Genomic DNA, 15,213 nt, shown 5'->3' on the forward strand with positions numbered 1-15,213 from the left:
TCAGTCACGGCCCTTTGGGCCGCATTCTTTCCCCCTTTCTTGGCGGGACAAGAAAGGGGCCCCCGGAGGGACCCAGCCCCAATGTGGACAGGGCATTTATTCATTTTTACGGACTGCACCGTTTACATGGCGCGTAGCCCTTGGCGATGAGTTCTTCCCGGGTGCCGTGGAAGTCCCAGCGGTTGGAGGGTTTTATCTTTTCCACACTGGAGCAGGTTGGGTAGTGGAATTTGAGGGTATTTTTGTTTGCCACGTAGTCCCGTTCGTTTTCTTCCTCTCCGGCGGACCGGGTCTCCGGTGCCGTTGCGGGGGCTTCCGTTTCGGGCACCGTGGTCTCCGCTTTCGTGGTTTCCGCGGCGGCTTCGGTGGTTTCCGTAGGTTCCGCCGCGGCAGAAGTGGCTGTTGCTGCTGCCGTCCCCGCCGTTGTCTCCGTTTCCTCCGTCTGCCGGGGGGCTGTGGTGCTGACCGAAGGTACGGCCGGAGGCAGGGTGCCTTTGGTGGTTTTCTTCCCACCCAGACCCAGAATCAACGCGCAGGCAGCGATTACCGCCGCGAGAAGCGGCAGGAAGTGTTTTGCTTTCATCCGGATTATCCTCTTTTTTATTTGACTGCCGTCTTCTCCGGGGAGAAGACGGCACCTGCGTGGGGCGGAATAAAAGATGCGATTTCTCGTAGGGGGCGATGCCCTCATCGCCTCGCTGGGTACGATTCCGGAGCGGTCAGAAAAAACGGACACGCCCATACCGCCAGCCACGGGCCGATGTGGGCATGGGCTCCTGCGAAGAAACAGGGGCGGTCCGCATCAAAGGAACGTCGGAAAAGCCCGTTAGGGACTTTCCGACAGTCTAATCCCCTGTACCGACAGCGGTACAGGGGACGTTTTTCTTACTTTACGGGGTTGCTGGACCGCAGGGTTACATCGTGGTAGCCGCCCTCCACAATGGAGACAGAGGATACCAGAGTCAGCTTGGCGTCCCGCTGGAGGTCGGGGATGTTGGTAACGCCCACGTTGCACATGGTGGACTTGACCTTGTACAGGGAAGCCTCCACGTTGTCGTGCAGGGGGCCGGCGTAGGTGACGTAGGAGTCCACGCCCTCCTCAAAGCTCAGCTTGGTGGCGCCGCCCAGATCGTAGCGCTGCCAGTTCCGGGCGCGGTTGGAGCCCTCGCCCCAGTATTCCTTCATATATGCGCCGTTGACCATGACCTTGGGGGTGGGGCCTTCGTCAAAGCGGGCGAAGTACCGGCCCAGCATCAGGAAATCCGCGCCCATGGCCAGAGCCAGAGTCATGTGGTAGTCGTGGACAATGCCGCCGTCGGAGCAGATGGGCACATACACGCCGGTCTCCTGGAAGTACTGATCCCGGGCAGCCGCCACTTCAATGAGGGCCGTGGCCTGGCCCCGGCCAATGCCCTTGGTCTCTCTCGTGATGCAGATGGAGCCGCCGCCGATGCCCACCTTTACGAAGTCCGCGCCGGCCTCGGCCAGGAACCGGAAGCCGTCCCGGTCCACCACGTTGCCCGCGCCGATCTTCACGGTGTCGCCGTAGGTTTTCCGCACCCACTCGATGGTCTTTTTCTGCCAGCAGGTGTAGCCCTCGGAGGAGTCAATGACCAGCACATCCACACCGGCTTCCAGCAGGGCAGGGATCCGCTTTTCATAGTCCCGGGTGTTGATGCCCGCGCCAACCAGATAGCGCTTCCGGCCGTCCAGCAGTTCCAGGGGGTTGGCCTTATGGGAGGCGTAGTCCTTCCGGAAGACGAAATACAGCAGGTGGTCGTTTTCGTCCACGATGGGCAGGCTGTTCAGCTTGTTTTCCCAGATGATGTCGTTGGCGACCTTCAGAGAGGTATCCGCGGGGGCGGTGATCAGCTTTTCCCGGGGGGTCATGAAGGAGGAAACCTTGTCTGTAGGCTCCATGCGGGACACACGGTAGTCCCGGCTGGACACGATGCCCAGGAGCTTGCCGTTGGCGGTGCCGTCGTCGGTGATGGCCACGGTGGAGAAGCCGTTCTTTGCCTTCAGAGCCAGCACGTCCGCCAGCGTGTTTTCCGGGGTCAGGTTGGAAGCGGAGGTAACGAAGCCTGCCTTGTGGTGCTTGACTTTGGAGACCATAGCCGCCTGACTCTCAATGGACTGGGAGCCGAAAATGAAGCTGATGCCGCCCTCTTTGGCCAGAGCAATGGCCAGCGTGTCGTTGGACACGGACTGCATCACGGCAGAGGTCAGCGGAATGTTCAAAGAAATGGCGGGCTCTTCCTGGCCCTTGCGGTACTTGACCAGCGGGGTCTTCAAGCTCACCCGATCCGGAACGCATTCCTCGGATGTGTAGCCGGGCACCAGAAGGTACTCGCTGAAGGTGTGGCTGGGTTCGGGATAGTAATAAGCCATGGTTCGTTTTCCTCCTTAGAATTCTTCTCTGTTGATGTGACAAACCGGAAATTAAGAATTGACAATTAAGGTATTTCCTTCGGAAATGATTTGAAATTCGTCCCGCAGGGACACAATAATTGACAATTGTTCATTGTCAATTGTCAATTAGGGAACTACACCGTCTTTCCGTCTCCCTGGTCCAGTACCGGGACGACCTCCTGGCCCTGGCGGGAGTAATGGCGGAAGTTGCCGACGACTTCGCTGACCTGACTCATAATGGCAAAGGTATGGGGATACCGCTCCACAATGGCGGACAGGGCAGCCATCTGACTGTTGTTCACCACGCACATGACGATGTCCACTTCCTTGCCGTTGTACATGCCCTTGGCGGGAAACACCGTCGCCGTATGATGGAGCTTGGAGATGATCTCTTTGGATATCTCCTCGGGGTAGTTGGTGACGATCTCAAAGCGCACGGCGCTGCGGCCGTTTTTCAGAAAACGCTCCGCCATGGTGGTGGTGGCGAAGGAATAGAGGATGCACAGCAGCACCGGTTCCACCTTGTAGTCATAGACAAAATAGCTGGCAACGGCCACCATGGCGTTCATAATGAAGCTCAGGCCGTAGACGCTCTTCTCCGGGTACTTGCTGTGCAGGACGGCGGCAACGAAATCCGTGCCGCCGGTATAGGCGCTGGCCTTCATCAGAATGGCGTATACATACCCCATGACGATGCCGGCGGTCAGAGGTCCCAGAATCCGGCTGGTGCCGGTCTTGGTGGAATAGGCAATGGCGGACATATCCACCCTGTCCAGAATCAGAAGGCCCACGGAAAACACCACCACATAGACCATGCTCCGCACGGCAATGGGCTTGCTGACCTTATAATAGACGATCAGCGCCAGAGGGATATTGATCAGCAGGCTCATATAGCCTACGCTGATGCCGCTGACCTCCTGGATAATGGTGCAGATGCCGTTCAGTCCCGAAGGGGCGAAGGAATTGGGAAAGACGAACAGTTCATAGTTCAGCGCCGCCAGCATGGCCACGGCGACGATCACAAGATAGGTCCAGACCCGTTTCATATTCCGCATTTTTTCCGTTTTTAACCTCGTTATGTAATAGTTTTCGGTCAAATGGCTGTGCAGAACCCGCTTCCCTCCAATTTGACCGAACCGTAATTTATGGTTACAATACTATAGCATAGCATAGCCCTCAGGGTCAAGAGGGGATTTCCCGGAATGGGGGCAAATATCGCCGGGATTTTCTGCCGGTTTTTGTTCAACCCTTCCATACAATGCCTGTGGAAAAGTGGTTGTAATCTGTGGAAAAATGTGCTACAATAGAGGATGAAATATTATGCCGTATCATGCCCATCCAGAAGCAAGCCGGGTAGGATGGGCGAGTAAATAAAGAGAGGAGCAAGCCATGTATTCATCTGCCTATGTCTGGGCAAAGATCCTCAGCCATATGGAGGAGCGGCTGGGGGCTGTGACCGTGTCGGCCTGGTTCGACGACGCGGAGGTGGTGGAGCTGAACGAAAGCAATCTGATTCTGTACTCCCCTTCCGACTTCCGCCGGGAGATCATCCGCCGCCGGTGCACCGACTACGTTCAGGATGCCCTGAAGGAAATTTTTAATTCCGACGCCAAATTGCTGGTTTTCGGAGACGAGGAGCGGGAAAACTATCTCAACAAGGGAAAGGCCGCTGCCCCCTCCATGGACTTCAACCCCCAGTTCACCTTTGATAATTTCGTGGTGGGCCCCTCCAACCGGTTTGCCCATTCCGCGGCCATTGCCGTATCCAAGACCCCGGGCCAGGTGTACAATCCTTTGTTTATCTATGGTCCCGCCGGTGTGGGTAAGACCCATCTGCTCTACGCCATTGCCAACGGCATCCGCAAACAGAACCCCAACGCCAACATCGTCTACATCAAGGGCGACGAGTTCACCAATGAACTGATTGCCGCCATTGCCAACGGCAAAAATATCGAATTCCGTAGTAAATACCGGGAAAGTGACCTGTTCCTCATCGATGATATTCAGTTTATCGCCGGTAAGGAATCCACCCAGGAGGAGTTCTTCCATACCTTCAACAAGCTCTACGAGGAGCACAAGCAGATCGTCATGACCTCCGACCGGAAGCCCAGCGATATGCTGACTCTGGAAGACCGGCTGCGGACCCGTTTTGAATGGGGTCTGCTGGCGGACATTCAGCCCCCGGATTATGAGACCCGAATGGCCATCCTCAAAAACAAGGCCAAAAGTCTGGGGCTGACCCTGACGGACGACGTGCTGAACTACATCGCCATCAACGTCACCAACAACGTCCGGCAGCTGGAGGGCACGGTGAAGAAAATCCTGGCCTACCGGGATCTGAACAACATGCCCCTGGACCTGCCAAACGTCAGCCGGGCCATTGACGATATGTTCAAATCCGAGGGCAATTCCCTGCCCACCCCCAGCCTGATTATCAGTCAGGTCTGCAAGTTCTACTCCGTGGACGAAAACGTGCTGCGGGGGACGCTTAAAAACAAGGGCGTGGCCGAAGCCCGGCAGATGGCCATGTATCTCATCCGTAAGCTGACGAATCTGAGTTTGCCCGACATCGGCAAGGAATTCGCCAAGGACCATTCCACGGTCCTCTACGCCATCCGGAAGGTTGAAGTCGCCCTGAAAAACGGCGACAAGACCATTCAGGATAACATTCAGACCATCACGGCCAATATCAACGCCTGCCTGTAAAATGGCTTCCCCCAGAGGAAGCTGTCGCGGCAAAGGGCCGTGACTGATGAGGGGCGGTACAGACTCTTGGGCGGAACCGCTGAGCAGTTTACCGCACCCCAAATTTTCTCCACAGCCCCTGTGAAATGTGAAAAGATAACCTGTGGAAAAAATCCGGGCAAAAATTCCGTTCACAGGCCCTGTGGAAAGAATTGAAAGTTTCCACAGTCGGGTGTGGACAAAAAACAGCGCCGCCTCTAGGAGATTCCCCGGTTTTCCACATAAATTTCTCCTACTGCGGCTGTTACTACCTAATATCCTGTAAATAAATATATATCTTTATCGTAATACAAGAAAGGATGAACGCGCATGCGCTTTACCTGTGAAAAAAATCAGCTGCTTCAGGGACTCAATATCGCGTCCCGTACCGTAGCGGTCAAAAGCTCTCTGAGCCTGATCGAGGGCATCCTGTGCAGAGCCGGAAACGGTATTTCCCTCACAGGTTATAATATGGAGACCGGCATTACCTATGATATTGAAGCCGATGTAAGAGAACCCGGCGAATGTATCCTGCCCTCCAAACTCTTCGGCGACATTGTCCGCCGTCTGCCGGAAGGGTCTGTTACCGTTGTGGTGGATCCTTCCTTCAAGGTATCCATCCGGGCGGGCTTCGCCTCCTTTACCATTTCCGCGGAAAACGCCGAGGATTACCCCGAGCTGCCGGACGTCAATGACGGGCGGCCTATCCAGATTCCCCAGAACCGGCTGAAGGAGCTGATTTCCGGAACCATCTTCGCGGTGGCCGACAATCAGGCCCGGCCTATCCACAACGGCGTAAAATTCGAGGTATCCGATACCTCTGTGACCACCGTTGCCGTGGACGGCTTCCGTCTGGCCCGGCGAACCTATCACCCCGAGGAGGGGCTTGGCCGGGAGATGAGCTTCGTCGTTCCCTCCCAGGGCCTGAAGGAACTGGAAAAGATTCTGACGGATTCCGAGGATCCCGCCTCCTTCCTGCTGGGCAGCAAGCACATTCTCTTCCAGGTGGGCTCTGCCACTCTGGTCTGCCGCCTGCTGGAAGGAGACTTCCTGGATTGGCGGCGGGTGGTGCCCACGGGCAGCCCCATCAAGCTGGTGGCAAATGTCTCGGATTTTGCCCAGAGCGTGGAGCGCGTGGGGCTGATCGTCTCCGAAAAGAACAAAAGCCCCGTGCGCTGTGTCTTCTCCAATCAGGAGGTCCAGATGCGCACCTCCAACACCCTGGGCGCCGCCGAGGACAAGTGCTCCTTTGCCGGCGACGGACAGGAGACAGAGATCGGCTTCAACGTCAAATATCTGATCGAGGCTCTGCGGGCAGTGCCCAGCGAGGAGGTCACGCTGGAACTGACCAACGGCCTGAGCCCCATTGTCCTGACCCCTGTGGATACGAAGTATGACTTTGCCTACATGGTGCTGCCGGTTAGAATAAAAGGGTAATAAAGCCTTCCCCTGGGGGAAGGTGGCCCGCCGCAAGGCGGGTCGGATGAGGGGCGATACGCAGAAACAATGAGGAGAAACATTTGCAATCCTGCTGCAGGAAACAGATAGGTAACTGCATGGGCTGGTTCCAAATCAGTTCTGCCTGCCGCCCCTCACAGGTGCGGGCTTCGCCCTGCCAGCTTCCCCCAAGGGAAGCCATTGCGAAAGGAACGTTTTTTATGAAAGTAACCGTCAGGAAAAAGGATGAAACGAAACTCCTGCCCATTGAGACGGAGTATATCAAGCTGGAGGCAGCCCTGAAATTCGCCGCGCTGGTTGCCACCGGCGGCGAGGCCAAGGCGGTCATTGCCGAGGGCCTTGTCACCGTCAACGGCCTTGTCACCGTCAACGGAGAGGTTTGCACCATGCGGGGCAAGAAGCTGCGCGGCGGCGACTGCTTCTGCTTTAACGGCGAGACCTACAAAATCACCGGCCATGCGGCTGTGTGAGCTGAATCTTCGGGGGTTTCGGAACTACGCCGATGCGTGTTTTTCCTTCGACCCCGGGGTAAATCTGATTGTGGGCAGGAACGCCCAGGGAAAGACGAATCTGCTGGAGGCCATTGGATACCTGGGCAGCGGCAAGAGCTTCCGTGCCCAGAGAACCACGGAAATGATTCGCTTTTCTGAGGATTTTGGGGAACTGGATGGAAAGGTGTCCTCCCAGAACCGGGAGCAGACCATTCGCTGGGTGCTGTTCCCCGGCGGACGGCCCCGGCAGCTGTGGCAGAACGGCGTCAGGAAGAAAAGCGCCGCGGATCTGGTCGGCGTGCTGCCCACGGTGCTGTTCTGCCCGGAGGATCTGATGATCCTGAAAAGCGGCGCCGCCGCCAGAAGAAGATTCGCGGATTCCGTGCTCTGCGCCCTGCGGCCCAACTATGAGGCCGCCTTAATGGAGTACAATCGGATTCTGGAGCAGAAAAGCCGGATTCTGAAGGACAGTAATGAGGATATTCGCCTGCTGTCCATATTGCCGGACTACAACGAGCGGCTCTGTCAGGTGGGGGCCCTGCTCATCTCCTACCGGGCCAGGTTCTTTGAGGGTCTGGGCCGGGAGGCCGCCCTGTTTCACGACCAGTTTTCCGGGGGCAGCGAGGCATTTTCTCTGGAATACAAGACGGTTTCCACGATTTCGGATCCCTTCGCTCCGGTGCCGAAGATGACAGAGGCGCTTCACGACCATCTGGAAAGCCACCACCGGGCGGAACTCCAATCCGGCCAATGTCTCACCGGTCCCCACAAGGACGACTTTACCATTACCCTCTCCGGCATCGACCTGAAAGCCTACGGCTCCCAGGGCCAGACCCGGACGGCCGCCATCAGCCTGAAGCTGGCCCAACGGGAGCTGATGAAACGGGAATTCGGGGAAGAACCGGTGCTGCTTCTGGACGATGTTCTCTCCGAACTGGACGAAAAACGCCAGGATTTCGTCCTGAACCAGATCCATTCCGGCCAGGTGTTTATCACCTGCTGCGAACCGGGAAGGTTTACGAGATTGGGGAGGACGATGGAGATATCCAACGGGGAAGTGGTTTGAAATTGACAATTGACAATTAACAATTGACAATTATGGTGTCCCTGCGGGACGGATTTTATAATAGATCCGGTTTGGTTTCCAAGATTATTTTCTGGGATTCCGTTCAATAATGCTTTATTTCAAAACATTTCCGCAGGAAATACAACAATTGTCAATTGTCAATTGTCCATTGTCAATTGTCAATTAAAAAAAGTTTTCTCCCACTGTATATAGATATAGAACACGACAGCGTATCATCGACACAAAATGTTAAAAGATGGAGGACAACAATGTCTGACGAAACAAAAGTAACCCAGGAATATGGCGCGGAGCAGATTCAGGTGCTGGAAGGGCTGGAAGCGGTCCGGAAGCGGCCCGGTATGTATATCGGCTCCACGTCTTCTTCCGGTCTGCACCATCTGGTCTATGAGATCGTGGACAACGCCATTGACGAGGCGCTGGCCGGATACTGTAAGCACATTACCGTGACCATCAACCCCGGCAATTCCATTACCGTTACCGATGACGGCCGTGGTATCCCCGTGGACATCCAGCCCCAGACCGGCCGGCCCGCGTTGGAGGTTGTTTACACGGTGCTGCACGCCGGCGGCAAATTCGGCGGCGGCGGCTATAAGGTCTCCGGCGGCTTGCACGGCGTAGGCGCGTCCGTTGTCAACGCCCTGTCCCAGTGGCTGTGCGTCCGGGTTCATAAGAACGGAAATATCTACGAAATGAAGTTCGCCCGGGGTCACATCACTCAGGAAATGAAAATCGTAGGCACCACGGACCACACCGGCACCGAGGTCACCTTCCAGCCGGACCCGGAGATGTTTGACACGCTGGTCTATGACTATGAAATTCTCCACGAGCGCATGCGGGAAGAAGCCTTCCTGAACGCGGGCCTGTCCATTTGCATCACCGACGACCGGGAGGAGGACAAGAAGTCCGATACCATGTGCTTTGAGGGCGGTATCCGGGAATTCGTCCGCTGGTGCAACCGGAACAAGACCCCGGTGTTTGAGGACGTGATCTACATGTCCGGCAACAAAGGGGATGCCAGCGCGGAAATCGCCATGCAGTACAACGACGGCTACAACGAATTCATGATGAGCTTCGCCAACGACGTCCGCACCCCCGAGGGCGGCATGCACGAAACCGGCTTCAAAACCGCTTTGACCCGGGTGCTCAACGCCTACGGCGCAAAAAATGGCATTATCAAGGGAGACGACAAGGTCTCCGGCGAAGATTGCCGGGAGGGCATTGCCGCCATTATTTCCGTAAAGCTGACGGACGCCCAGTTCGAGGGCCAGACCAAGGCAAAGCTGGGCAACGCCTATATCCGAACTCTGGTGGACCAGGTGGTCAATGACCAGCTTTCCACCTATTTTGAGGAACACCCCCAGATCGCCAGGCAGATTCTGGAAAAAGCCATGATGGCCAACCGGGCCAGAGAGGCTGCCCGAAAGGCCAGAGAATCCATCCGCCGGAAAACGGGCCTGGAATCCGGCCAGATGCCGGACAAGCTCCAGGACTGCAACGAGCGGGACCCCAGCCTGTGCGAGATCTACATCGTGGAGGGCGATTCCGCTGCCGGCTCTGCCATCCAGGGCAGAGATTCCCGGTTCCAGGCCATTCTGGCCATGTGGGGCAAAATGCTCAACGTGGAAAAGGCAAGAGCCGATAAGATTTACGGCAATGACAAGCTCTACCCCCTGATCGTGGCTCTGGGCGCGGGCATCGGAGAGGAATTTGACATTGAAAAACTCCGCTACCACAAGGTCATCATCATGGCGGATGCGGACGTGGACGGCGCCCATATTCGGACGCTGCTGCTGACATTCTTCTTCCGCTATATGCGGCCTATGATCGAAAACGGCTATGTGTACTCCGCCGTGCCGCCCCTGTACAAGCTGACGAGAGGCAAGACCACCAAGGTTGCCTACTCCGACGAGCAGCGGGATCAGGTTTCCGCCCAGATGCGTTCTGACAACCCCAACGCCAAGGTGGACATTGCCCGGTACAAGGGCCTTGGTGAAATGGACCCCCACGAACTGTGGGAGACCACCATGGACCCGGAGCAGCGTTCTTTGCGCCGGATCACTCTGGACGACGCCGCCCGGGCGGACGAGATTTTCACCGTCCTCATGGGCGAGCAGGTAGAGCCCAGAAAAGACTGGATCGAGCGCAACGCGAAATACGCGGTGAATCTGGATTTCTGAAACGGGCTGTCATTGCGAGACAGTCAGGAGGCTGTCGAAAAACCATGTCATTGCGAGGCAGTGCGCACACTGCCGTGGCAATCCCCCGGATTTTCAAACAGCTTGGCTCCTAAACCGACAGTTTTTACGTTCAACCGGGGGATTCCCACACCAGTCTGCGGACTGGTTCGGAATGACATGCTATCTTTGGGGCTTTCTTGATACGTTGACCAGCGTGCGCGCTGGTTCGCAATGACAGGAATGTTCAATTGCCAAAAAGTTTTGGAGGTGCTATATGGCACATAACAGAAGCTACAAACCGGAGGACATTGCCTTTCCCGACCAGGTGATTACCGAATCCCACCTGGTGGAGGAAATGGAGAAGTCCTATATTGAGTACGCCATGAGCGTCATCGTGGGCCGGGCCCTGCCGGACGTCCGGGACGGTCTGAAACCGGTCCACCGCCGCATTCTCTACACCATGTACGAAAGCGGCCTGACCTCTGACAAGCCTTTCAAGAAATCGGCCACCTGCGTGGGCGATGTGCTGGGTAAATACCATCCCCACGGCGACGCCTCCGTATACGACGCCATGGTCCGGCTTGCCCAGGACTTTTCCATGCGCTACCTTCTGGTGGACGGCCACGGCAACTTCGGCTCCGTGGACGGCGATCCCCCCGCGGCCTACCGTTACACCGAGGCGCGCCTGAGCAAAATTTCCAACGAAATGCTCCGGGACATTGACAAGGACACCGTGGACTGGGATCCCAACTTTGATGAAACCCGGAAGGAGCCCCGGGTGCTGCCCAGCCGGTTCCCCAATCTGCTGGTCAACGGCTCCTCCGGCATCGCCGTGGGCATGGCCACCAATATCCCGCCCCACAACCTGACGGAGGTCATCAACGCCTGCATCTGCGTGCTGGACGACCCGGAGTGTACTCTGGTGAACCTGATGGATCACATTACGGGACCTGACTTCCCCACCGGTGGCATTATCATGGGCCGCAGCGGCATCCGGGCGGCCTACGCCACGGGCCGGGGCAAGGTGATTGTCCGGGCCAAGACGGAATTCGAGGAGTTCGGCAAGGACCGGACGAGGATCATCGTCACGGAGCTGCCCTACCAGGTGAACAAGCGCCAGCTGATCAAGACCATCGCCGACCAGGTGAAGGACAAGCGCCTGGACGGCATCTCGGACCTGCGGGACGAGACGGACCGGAACGGCATGCGCATGGTCATTGAGCTGAAAAAGGACGCCAACCCCCAGGTGGTGCTGAACAACCTCTTCAAGCAGACCGCCCTCCAGTCCAATTTTTCCATCATCATGCTGGCGCTGGTTGACAACCAGAAGCAGCCAAAGATCCTATCTCTGCGGCAGATCCTGGACGAGTACCTCAAGTATCAGGAAGAGGTCCTGACTCGCAGGACCCAGTACGATCTGCGCAAGGCCCAGGAGCGGGCACACCTGTTGGAGGGCCTGCTCATTGCCCAGGACAACATTGACGAGGTCATTCACATCATCCGCTCCTCCTACGACAACGCCAAGCAGAACCTGATGGAAAGGTTTAACCTGGACGACGTCCAGGCCCAGGCCATCTGCGATATGCGGCTGATCGCCCTGCAGGGTCTGAACCGGGAAAAGCTGGAGGCCGAGTACAAGGAGCTGGAGCAGAAGATCGCCTATTATCAGGAGCTGCTGGCCGACGAAAGCAAGCTCCGTGGGGTGCTGCGGCAGGAGCTCGTTGAAATCCGGGACAAGTTCGGCGACGAGCGGAAGACCGTGATTCAGGACATCGAGGATGAGATCGACATCGAGGACCTGATCGAGGAGGAGACCTGCGCCTTCACCCTCTCCAACCACGGCTACATCAAGCGCATGCCCGTGGACACCTACCGCACCCAGAGCCGGGGCGGCCGGGGCGTGAACGCCCAGAACCTGAAGGAAGAGGACTATGTGAAGAGCCTGAACATCGCCTCTACCCACGACTATATCCTCTTCTTCACCGACAGCGGCAAGGTCCATCTGCGCAAGGGCTACCAGATCCCCGAGGCGGGCCGCACAGCCAGAGGCACGGCCATCGTCAACGTGCTGCCTCTGGAGGCCGGAGAGACCGTCACCGCCATGGTGGTGACAAGAGAATTCCACGATAACGAGTATCTGCTCATGGCCACCCGGAAGGGCGTTGTGAAGCGGCTGCCCTTCGTCGCTCTGAAGACCAACCGCAAGGGCGGCATCCGGGCACTGACGTTGGAGGAGGACGACCACCTCATTAACGTCCTGCGCACCAATGGCGACGACAACATCATCCTCGCCACCGCCCAGGGCATGGCCATCTGCTTCAACGAGACGGATGTGCGCTGCATGGGCCGGGATGCCGCGGGCGTCAGAGGCGTCAGCCTGAACGACGGCGACTACGTGGTGGGCGCCCAGAAGGCGGAATCGGGCAAGACCCTGCTCACCGTCACCGAAAACGGCTACGGCAAGCGCACCGAGCTGCCCGAATACCTGCGCACCGGTCCCGACGGGGAGAAGATACCCCAGAGCCGGGGCGGCAAGGGCCTGAAAAACTACAACATTACGGCAAAAACCGGCGCAGTGGCCGGGTGCTGTGTGGTGGGCGAGCAGGACGACGTAATGCTGATTGAAAACGGCGGCGTGATCATCCGGGTGCCCGCATCCTCCATCAACGTCTACAAGCGGGACGTTCAGGGTGTCATCGTCATGCGCATTGACGAGGGCAACAAGGTCGTGTCCATTGAGCGGGTGGAGCAGGAGGAGGAAGAACCTGCTGATACCCAGGAGACTCAGGAATGAAAACCGTGACCCTTTACACCGACGGGGCCTGCTCGGGAAACCCGGGCCCCGGCGGCTGGGGGGCCATCCTCAGCTATAACGGGAATACAAAGGAGCTCTCCGGCGGCGAATTAAACACCACCAACAACCGCATGGAGCTGACCGCCGTGATCCGGGGGCTGGAAGCCCTGAAGGAACCCTGTGTGGTGGAGCTGTATTCCGACTCCAAGTATGTCATCGATGCCCTGGAAAAAGGCTGGGCCTGGGGCTGGAAAAAGAAAAACTGGGTGAAAAGCGACAAAAAGCCCGCCTTAAACCCGGACCTGTGGGACACTCTTTTGAAGCTGACCATGAAACACCAGCTGCACTACCATTGGGTCAAGGGCCACGCCGACAACCCCATGAACAACCGCTGCGACGAACTGGCGGTGGGGGAGTGGAAGAGGCTGAAATGATTAGGGGCGATTTGAAATAATTGGGCCGGCAGAAGAAAAATTGACAATTGACAATTGACAGTTGACAATTAAGGAATTTCCTTCGGAAATGAAATAAATATTTCAAATTCGTCCCGAAGGGACACAATAATTGTCAATTGTTCGTTGTCAATTGTCAATTCAAAATCCAAACTGGCTCCGAATTATGCGGATTTTGGAGGTCCTCCATGTATCTTTCCATCGGCAATGACTTCGCGGTTCGGGACAAGAGCATTGTGGGTATTTTTGACCTGGACAATACCTCTTATTCCCGCCGCACCCAGGCGTTTCTGAACAAAGCGGAGGAGAACGGCCAGGTCATCCCCTGTGACGACCTGCCGAAAAGCTACGTTCTCACCGCCGAATACGGCTTTTCGCAAGTCCATCTCACGGCTCTGAATGCCTATACGTTGGAAAAGCGGCTGGGAAAGTAATAATTGACAATTGACAGTTGACAGTTGACAATTAAGGTATTTTCTTCGGAAATATATCTATTAAAATCGTCCCGCAGGGACACCATAATTGACAATTGTTCATTGTCAATTGTCAATTGAAAAAAGTTTCGTTTCCGTTTCTTTTTCCGGGGTATACTACCGGAAAAAGGAAAGGAAGCGTTTTTTTTATGTGCACTGCCGTTACGTTTCATCCCGGCGACTTTTATATGGGGCGGACGCTGGATTATGAGCGGTCTTACGGGGACCGGATCACCGTTACCCCCCGGAATTTCCCGCTGAAATTCCACGCCCTGCCGGAGCTTTCCCATCACCATGCCATCATCGGCATGGCCGCCGTGATGGAGGACTATCCCCTTTACTATGAGGGCTTCAACGAAAAGGGACTGGGCGTCTGCGGTCTGAACTTTGTGGGGAACTGCGCCTATTTTCCGGAAGATGCCCACAAGAATAACCTCTGCCAGTATGAGCTGATTCCCTATCTGCTGGGAAAATTTGAGACTGTGCAGCAGGTCCGCGCCTTTCTGGAAAACGCCAATCTGCTGAATATCCCCTTCCGGGAGTATCTGCCTCTGGCCCAGCTGCACTGGATGATCGCGGATAAGGACAGCTGCGTTACCGTGGAATCCATGGCGGACGGGCTGCACATCTACGACAACCCCGTAGGGGCCATGACCAACAATCCCCCCTTCCCTTACCAGCTGTTTGCTCTGAATAACTACCGGCATCTGGGCGTCGATACTTCGGAGAATACCTTCGGTACGGAATTGAACGCGTACAGCCGTGGCCTTGGCGGTCTTGGCCTGCCCGGCGACCTTTCTAGCCAGTCCCGCTTTGTGCGGGTGGCCTTTACGAAGCTGAATTCTCTGTGCGAAGCCGGAGAAATGTCCGCCGTCAGCCAGTTTTTTCATATTCTGGGCAGCGTGGACCAGCAGCGTGGGCTGTGCCGGCTGAAGGAAAACGAGTACGAGATTACCCTCTATACCTGCTGCTGCAACCTGAGTAAGGGCACCTATTACTACACCACCTACGATAACCACCAGATCACCGCCGTGGATATGCACCGGGAAAATCTGGACGGAGACAAGCTCATCTGCTATCAGCCGGTGACGGGGGAACAGGTCAGGTATCAGAATTGACGGTTGGGGGTTGTCGTACCTCTTGGC

The 15,213-nt window shown here is 56.5% G+C and carries 12 protein-coding genes; 9 read left to right on the forward strand and 3 right to left on the reverse strand.

Annotated features, from left to right (window positions below):
- Positions 1-106: 106 nt before the first annotated feature.
- The 3 genes from KQI10_RS11350 to KQI10_RS11360 form a co-directional block, all read right to left on the reverse strand.
- The gene (locus tag KQI10_RS11350; protein ID WP_253285267.1) at positions 107-583 is read right to left on the reverse strand and encodes an Ada metal-binding domain-containing protein; all 477 of its coding nucleotides are present in this window, start codon (positions 581-583) and stop codon (positions 107-109) included.
- Between the two features lie 302 nt (positions 584-885).
- Entirely contained in the window at positions 886-2,391 is a 1,506-nt protein-coding gene (locus tag KQI10_RS11355) for an IMP dehydrogenase (RefSeq protein ID WP_216567511.1), read from the reverse strand.
- A 155-nt stretch (positions 2,392-2,546) separates the two neighbouring features.
- Complete coding sequence (locus KQI10_RS11360) at positions 2,547-3,458, reverse strand: YitT family protein (RefSeq protein WP_216567512.1); 912 nt, start codon at positions 3,456-3,458, stop codon at positions 2,547-2,549.
- 343 nt (positions 3,459-3,801) lie between these two features.
- Here KQI10_RS11360 and dnaA point away from each other — a divergent pair, with 343 nt between their 5' ends.
- The 9 genes from dnaA (at position 3,802) to bsh (ending at position 15,186) form a co-directional block, all read left to right on the forward strand.
- Complete coding sequence (gene dnaA / locus KQI10_RS11365; RefSeq protein ID WP_216567513.1) at positions 3,802-5,118, forward strand: chromosomal replication initiator protein DnaA; 1,317 nt, start codon at positions 3,802-3,804, stop codon at positions 5,116-5,118.
- Positions 5,119-5,466: 348 nt separating this feature from the next.
- Complete coding sequence (dnaN, locus tag KQI10_RS11370) at positions 5,467-6,573, forward strand: DNA polymerase III subunit beta (protein WP_216567514.1); 1,107 nt, start codon at positions 5,467-5,469, stop codon at positions 6,571-6,573.
- A 221-nt stretch (positions 6,574-6,794) separates the two neighbouring features.
- Positions 6,795-7,064 (forward strand): RNA-binding S4 domain-containing protein, encoded by a 270-nt coding sequence (locus KQI10_RS11375; protein WP_216567515.1) that lies wholly within the window; start codon positions 6,795-6,797, stop codon positions 7,062-7,064.
- The gene (gene recF / locus KQI10_RS11380; RefSeq protein WP_216567516.1) at positions 7,051-8,151 is read left to right on the forward strand and encodes a DNA replication/repair protein RecF; all 1,101 of its coding nucleotides are present in this window, start codon (positions 7,051-7,053) and stop codon (positions 8,149-8,151) included. Before KQI10_RS11375 ends, recF begins: the two co-directional genes overlap by 14 nt.
- A 269-nt stretch (positions 8,152-8,420) precedes the next feature.
- Complete coding sequence (gene gyrB / locus KQI10_RS11385; protein WP_216567517.1) at positions 8,421-10,349, forward strand: DNA topoisomerase (ATP-hydrolyzing) subunit B; 1,929 nt, start codon at positions 8,421-8,423, stop codon at positions 10,347-10,349.
- Positions 10,350-10,623: 274 nt separating this feature from the next.
- The gene (gene gyrA, locus KQI10_RS11390) at positions 10,624-13,143 is read left to right on the forward strand and encodes a DNA gyrase subunit A (RefSeq protein ID WP_216567518.1); all 2,520 of its coding nucleotides are present in this window, start codon (positions 10,624-10,626) and stop codon (positions 13,141-13,143) included.
- A complete protein-coding gene (gene rnhA, locus KQI10_RS11395; RefSeq protein WP_216567519.1) occupies positions 13,140-13,577 on the forward strand; it encodes a ribonuclease HI in 438 nt (145 codons plus the stop codon). The genes gyrA and rnhA overlap by 4 nt, the downstream gene beginning before the upstream one ends.
- Before the next feature lie 206 nt (positions 13,578-13,783).
- Positions 13,784-14,029 carry an extracellular matrix regulator RemB gene (gene remB / locus KQI10_RS11400; protein ID WP_216567520.1) on the forward strand — a complete coding sequence of 82 codons (246 nt, stop codon included), beginning with the start codon at positions 13,784-13,786 and terminating at the stop codon, positions 14,027-14,029.
- Positions 14,030-14,217: 188 nt separating this feature from the next.
- A complete protein-coding gene (gene bsh / locus KQI10_RS11405; protein ID WP_216567521.1) occupies positions 14,218-15,186 on the forward strand; it encodes a choloylglycine hydrolase in 969 nt (322 codons plus the stop codon).
- The last annotated feature ends 27 nt before the right edge of the window (positions 15,187-15,213 follow it).

The organism is Pseudoflavonifractor sp. MSJ-30 (assembly GCF_018918045.1).
GTDB lineage: Bacteria > Bacillota > Clostridia > Oscillospirales > Oscillospiraceae > Faecousia.

What these genes read in the sequence shown, in the direction of transcription:
- recF (WP_216567516.1), top strand. Translation starts at nt 7,051, where the DNA reads ATGCGGCTGTGTGAGCTGAATCTTCGGGGGTTTCGGAACTACGCCGAT.
- KQI10_RS11350 (WP_253285267.1), bottom strand. Translation starts at nt 583, where the DNA reads ATGAAAGCAAAACACTTCCTGCCGCTTCTCGCGGCGGTAATCGCTGCC.
- dnaA (WP_216567513.1), top strand. Translation starts at nt 3,802, where the DNA reads ATGTATTCATCTGCCTATGTCTGGGCAAAGATCCTCAGCCATATGGAG.
- KQI10_RS11360 (WP_216567512.1), bottom strand. Translation starts at nt 3,458, where the DNA reads ATGAAACGGGTCTGGACCTATCTTGTGATCGTCGCCGTGGCCATGCTG.
- KQI10_RS11355 (WP_216567511.1), bottom strand. Translation starts at nt 2,391, where the DNA reads ATGGCTTATTACTATCCCGAACCCAGCCACACCTTCAGCGAGTACCTT.
- KQI10_RS11375 (WP_216567515.1), top strand. Translation starts at nt 6,795, where the DNA reads ATGAAAGTAACCGTCAGGAAAAAGGATGAAACGAAACTCCTGCCCATT.
- dnaN (WP_216567514.1), top strand. Translation starts at nt 5,467, where the DNA reads ATGCGCTTTACCTGTGAAAAAAATCAGCTGCTTCAGGGACTCAATATC.
- rnhA (WP_216567519.1), top strand. Translation starts at nt 13,140, where the DNA reads ATGAAAACCGTGACCCTTTACACCGACGGGGCCTGCTCGGGAAACCCG.
- bsh (WP_216567521.1), top strand. Translation starts at nt 14,218, where the DNA reads ATGTGCACTGCCGTTACGTTTCATCCCGGCGACTTTTATATGGGGCGG.
- remB (WP_216567520.1), top strand. Translation starts at nt 13,784, where the DNA reads ATGTATCTTTCCATCGGCAATGACTTCGCGGTTCGGGACAAGAGCATT.
- gyrA (WP_216567518.1), top strand. Translation starts at nt 10,624, where the DNA reads ATGGCACATAACAGAAGCTACAAACCGGAGGACATTGCCTTTCCCGAC.
- gyrB (WP_216567517.1), top strand. Translation starts at nt 8,421, where the DNA reads ATGTCTGACGAAACAAAAGTAACCCAGGAATATGGCGCGGAGCAGATT.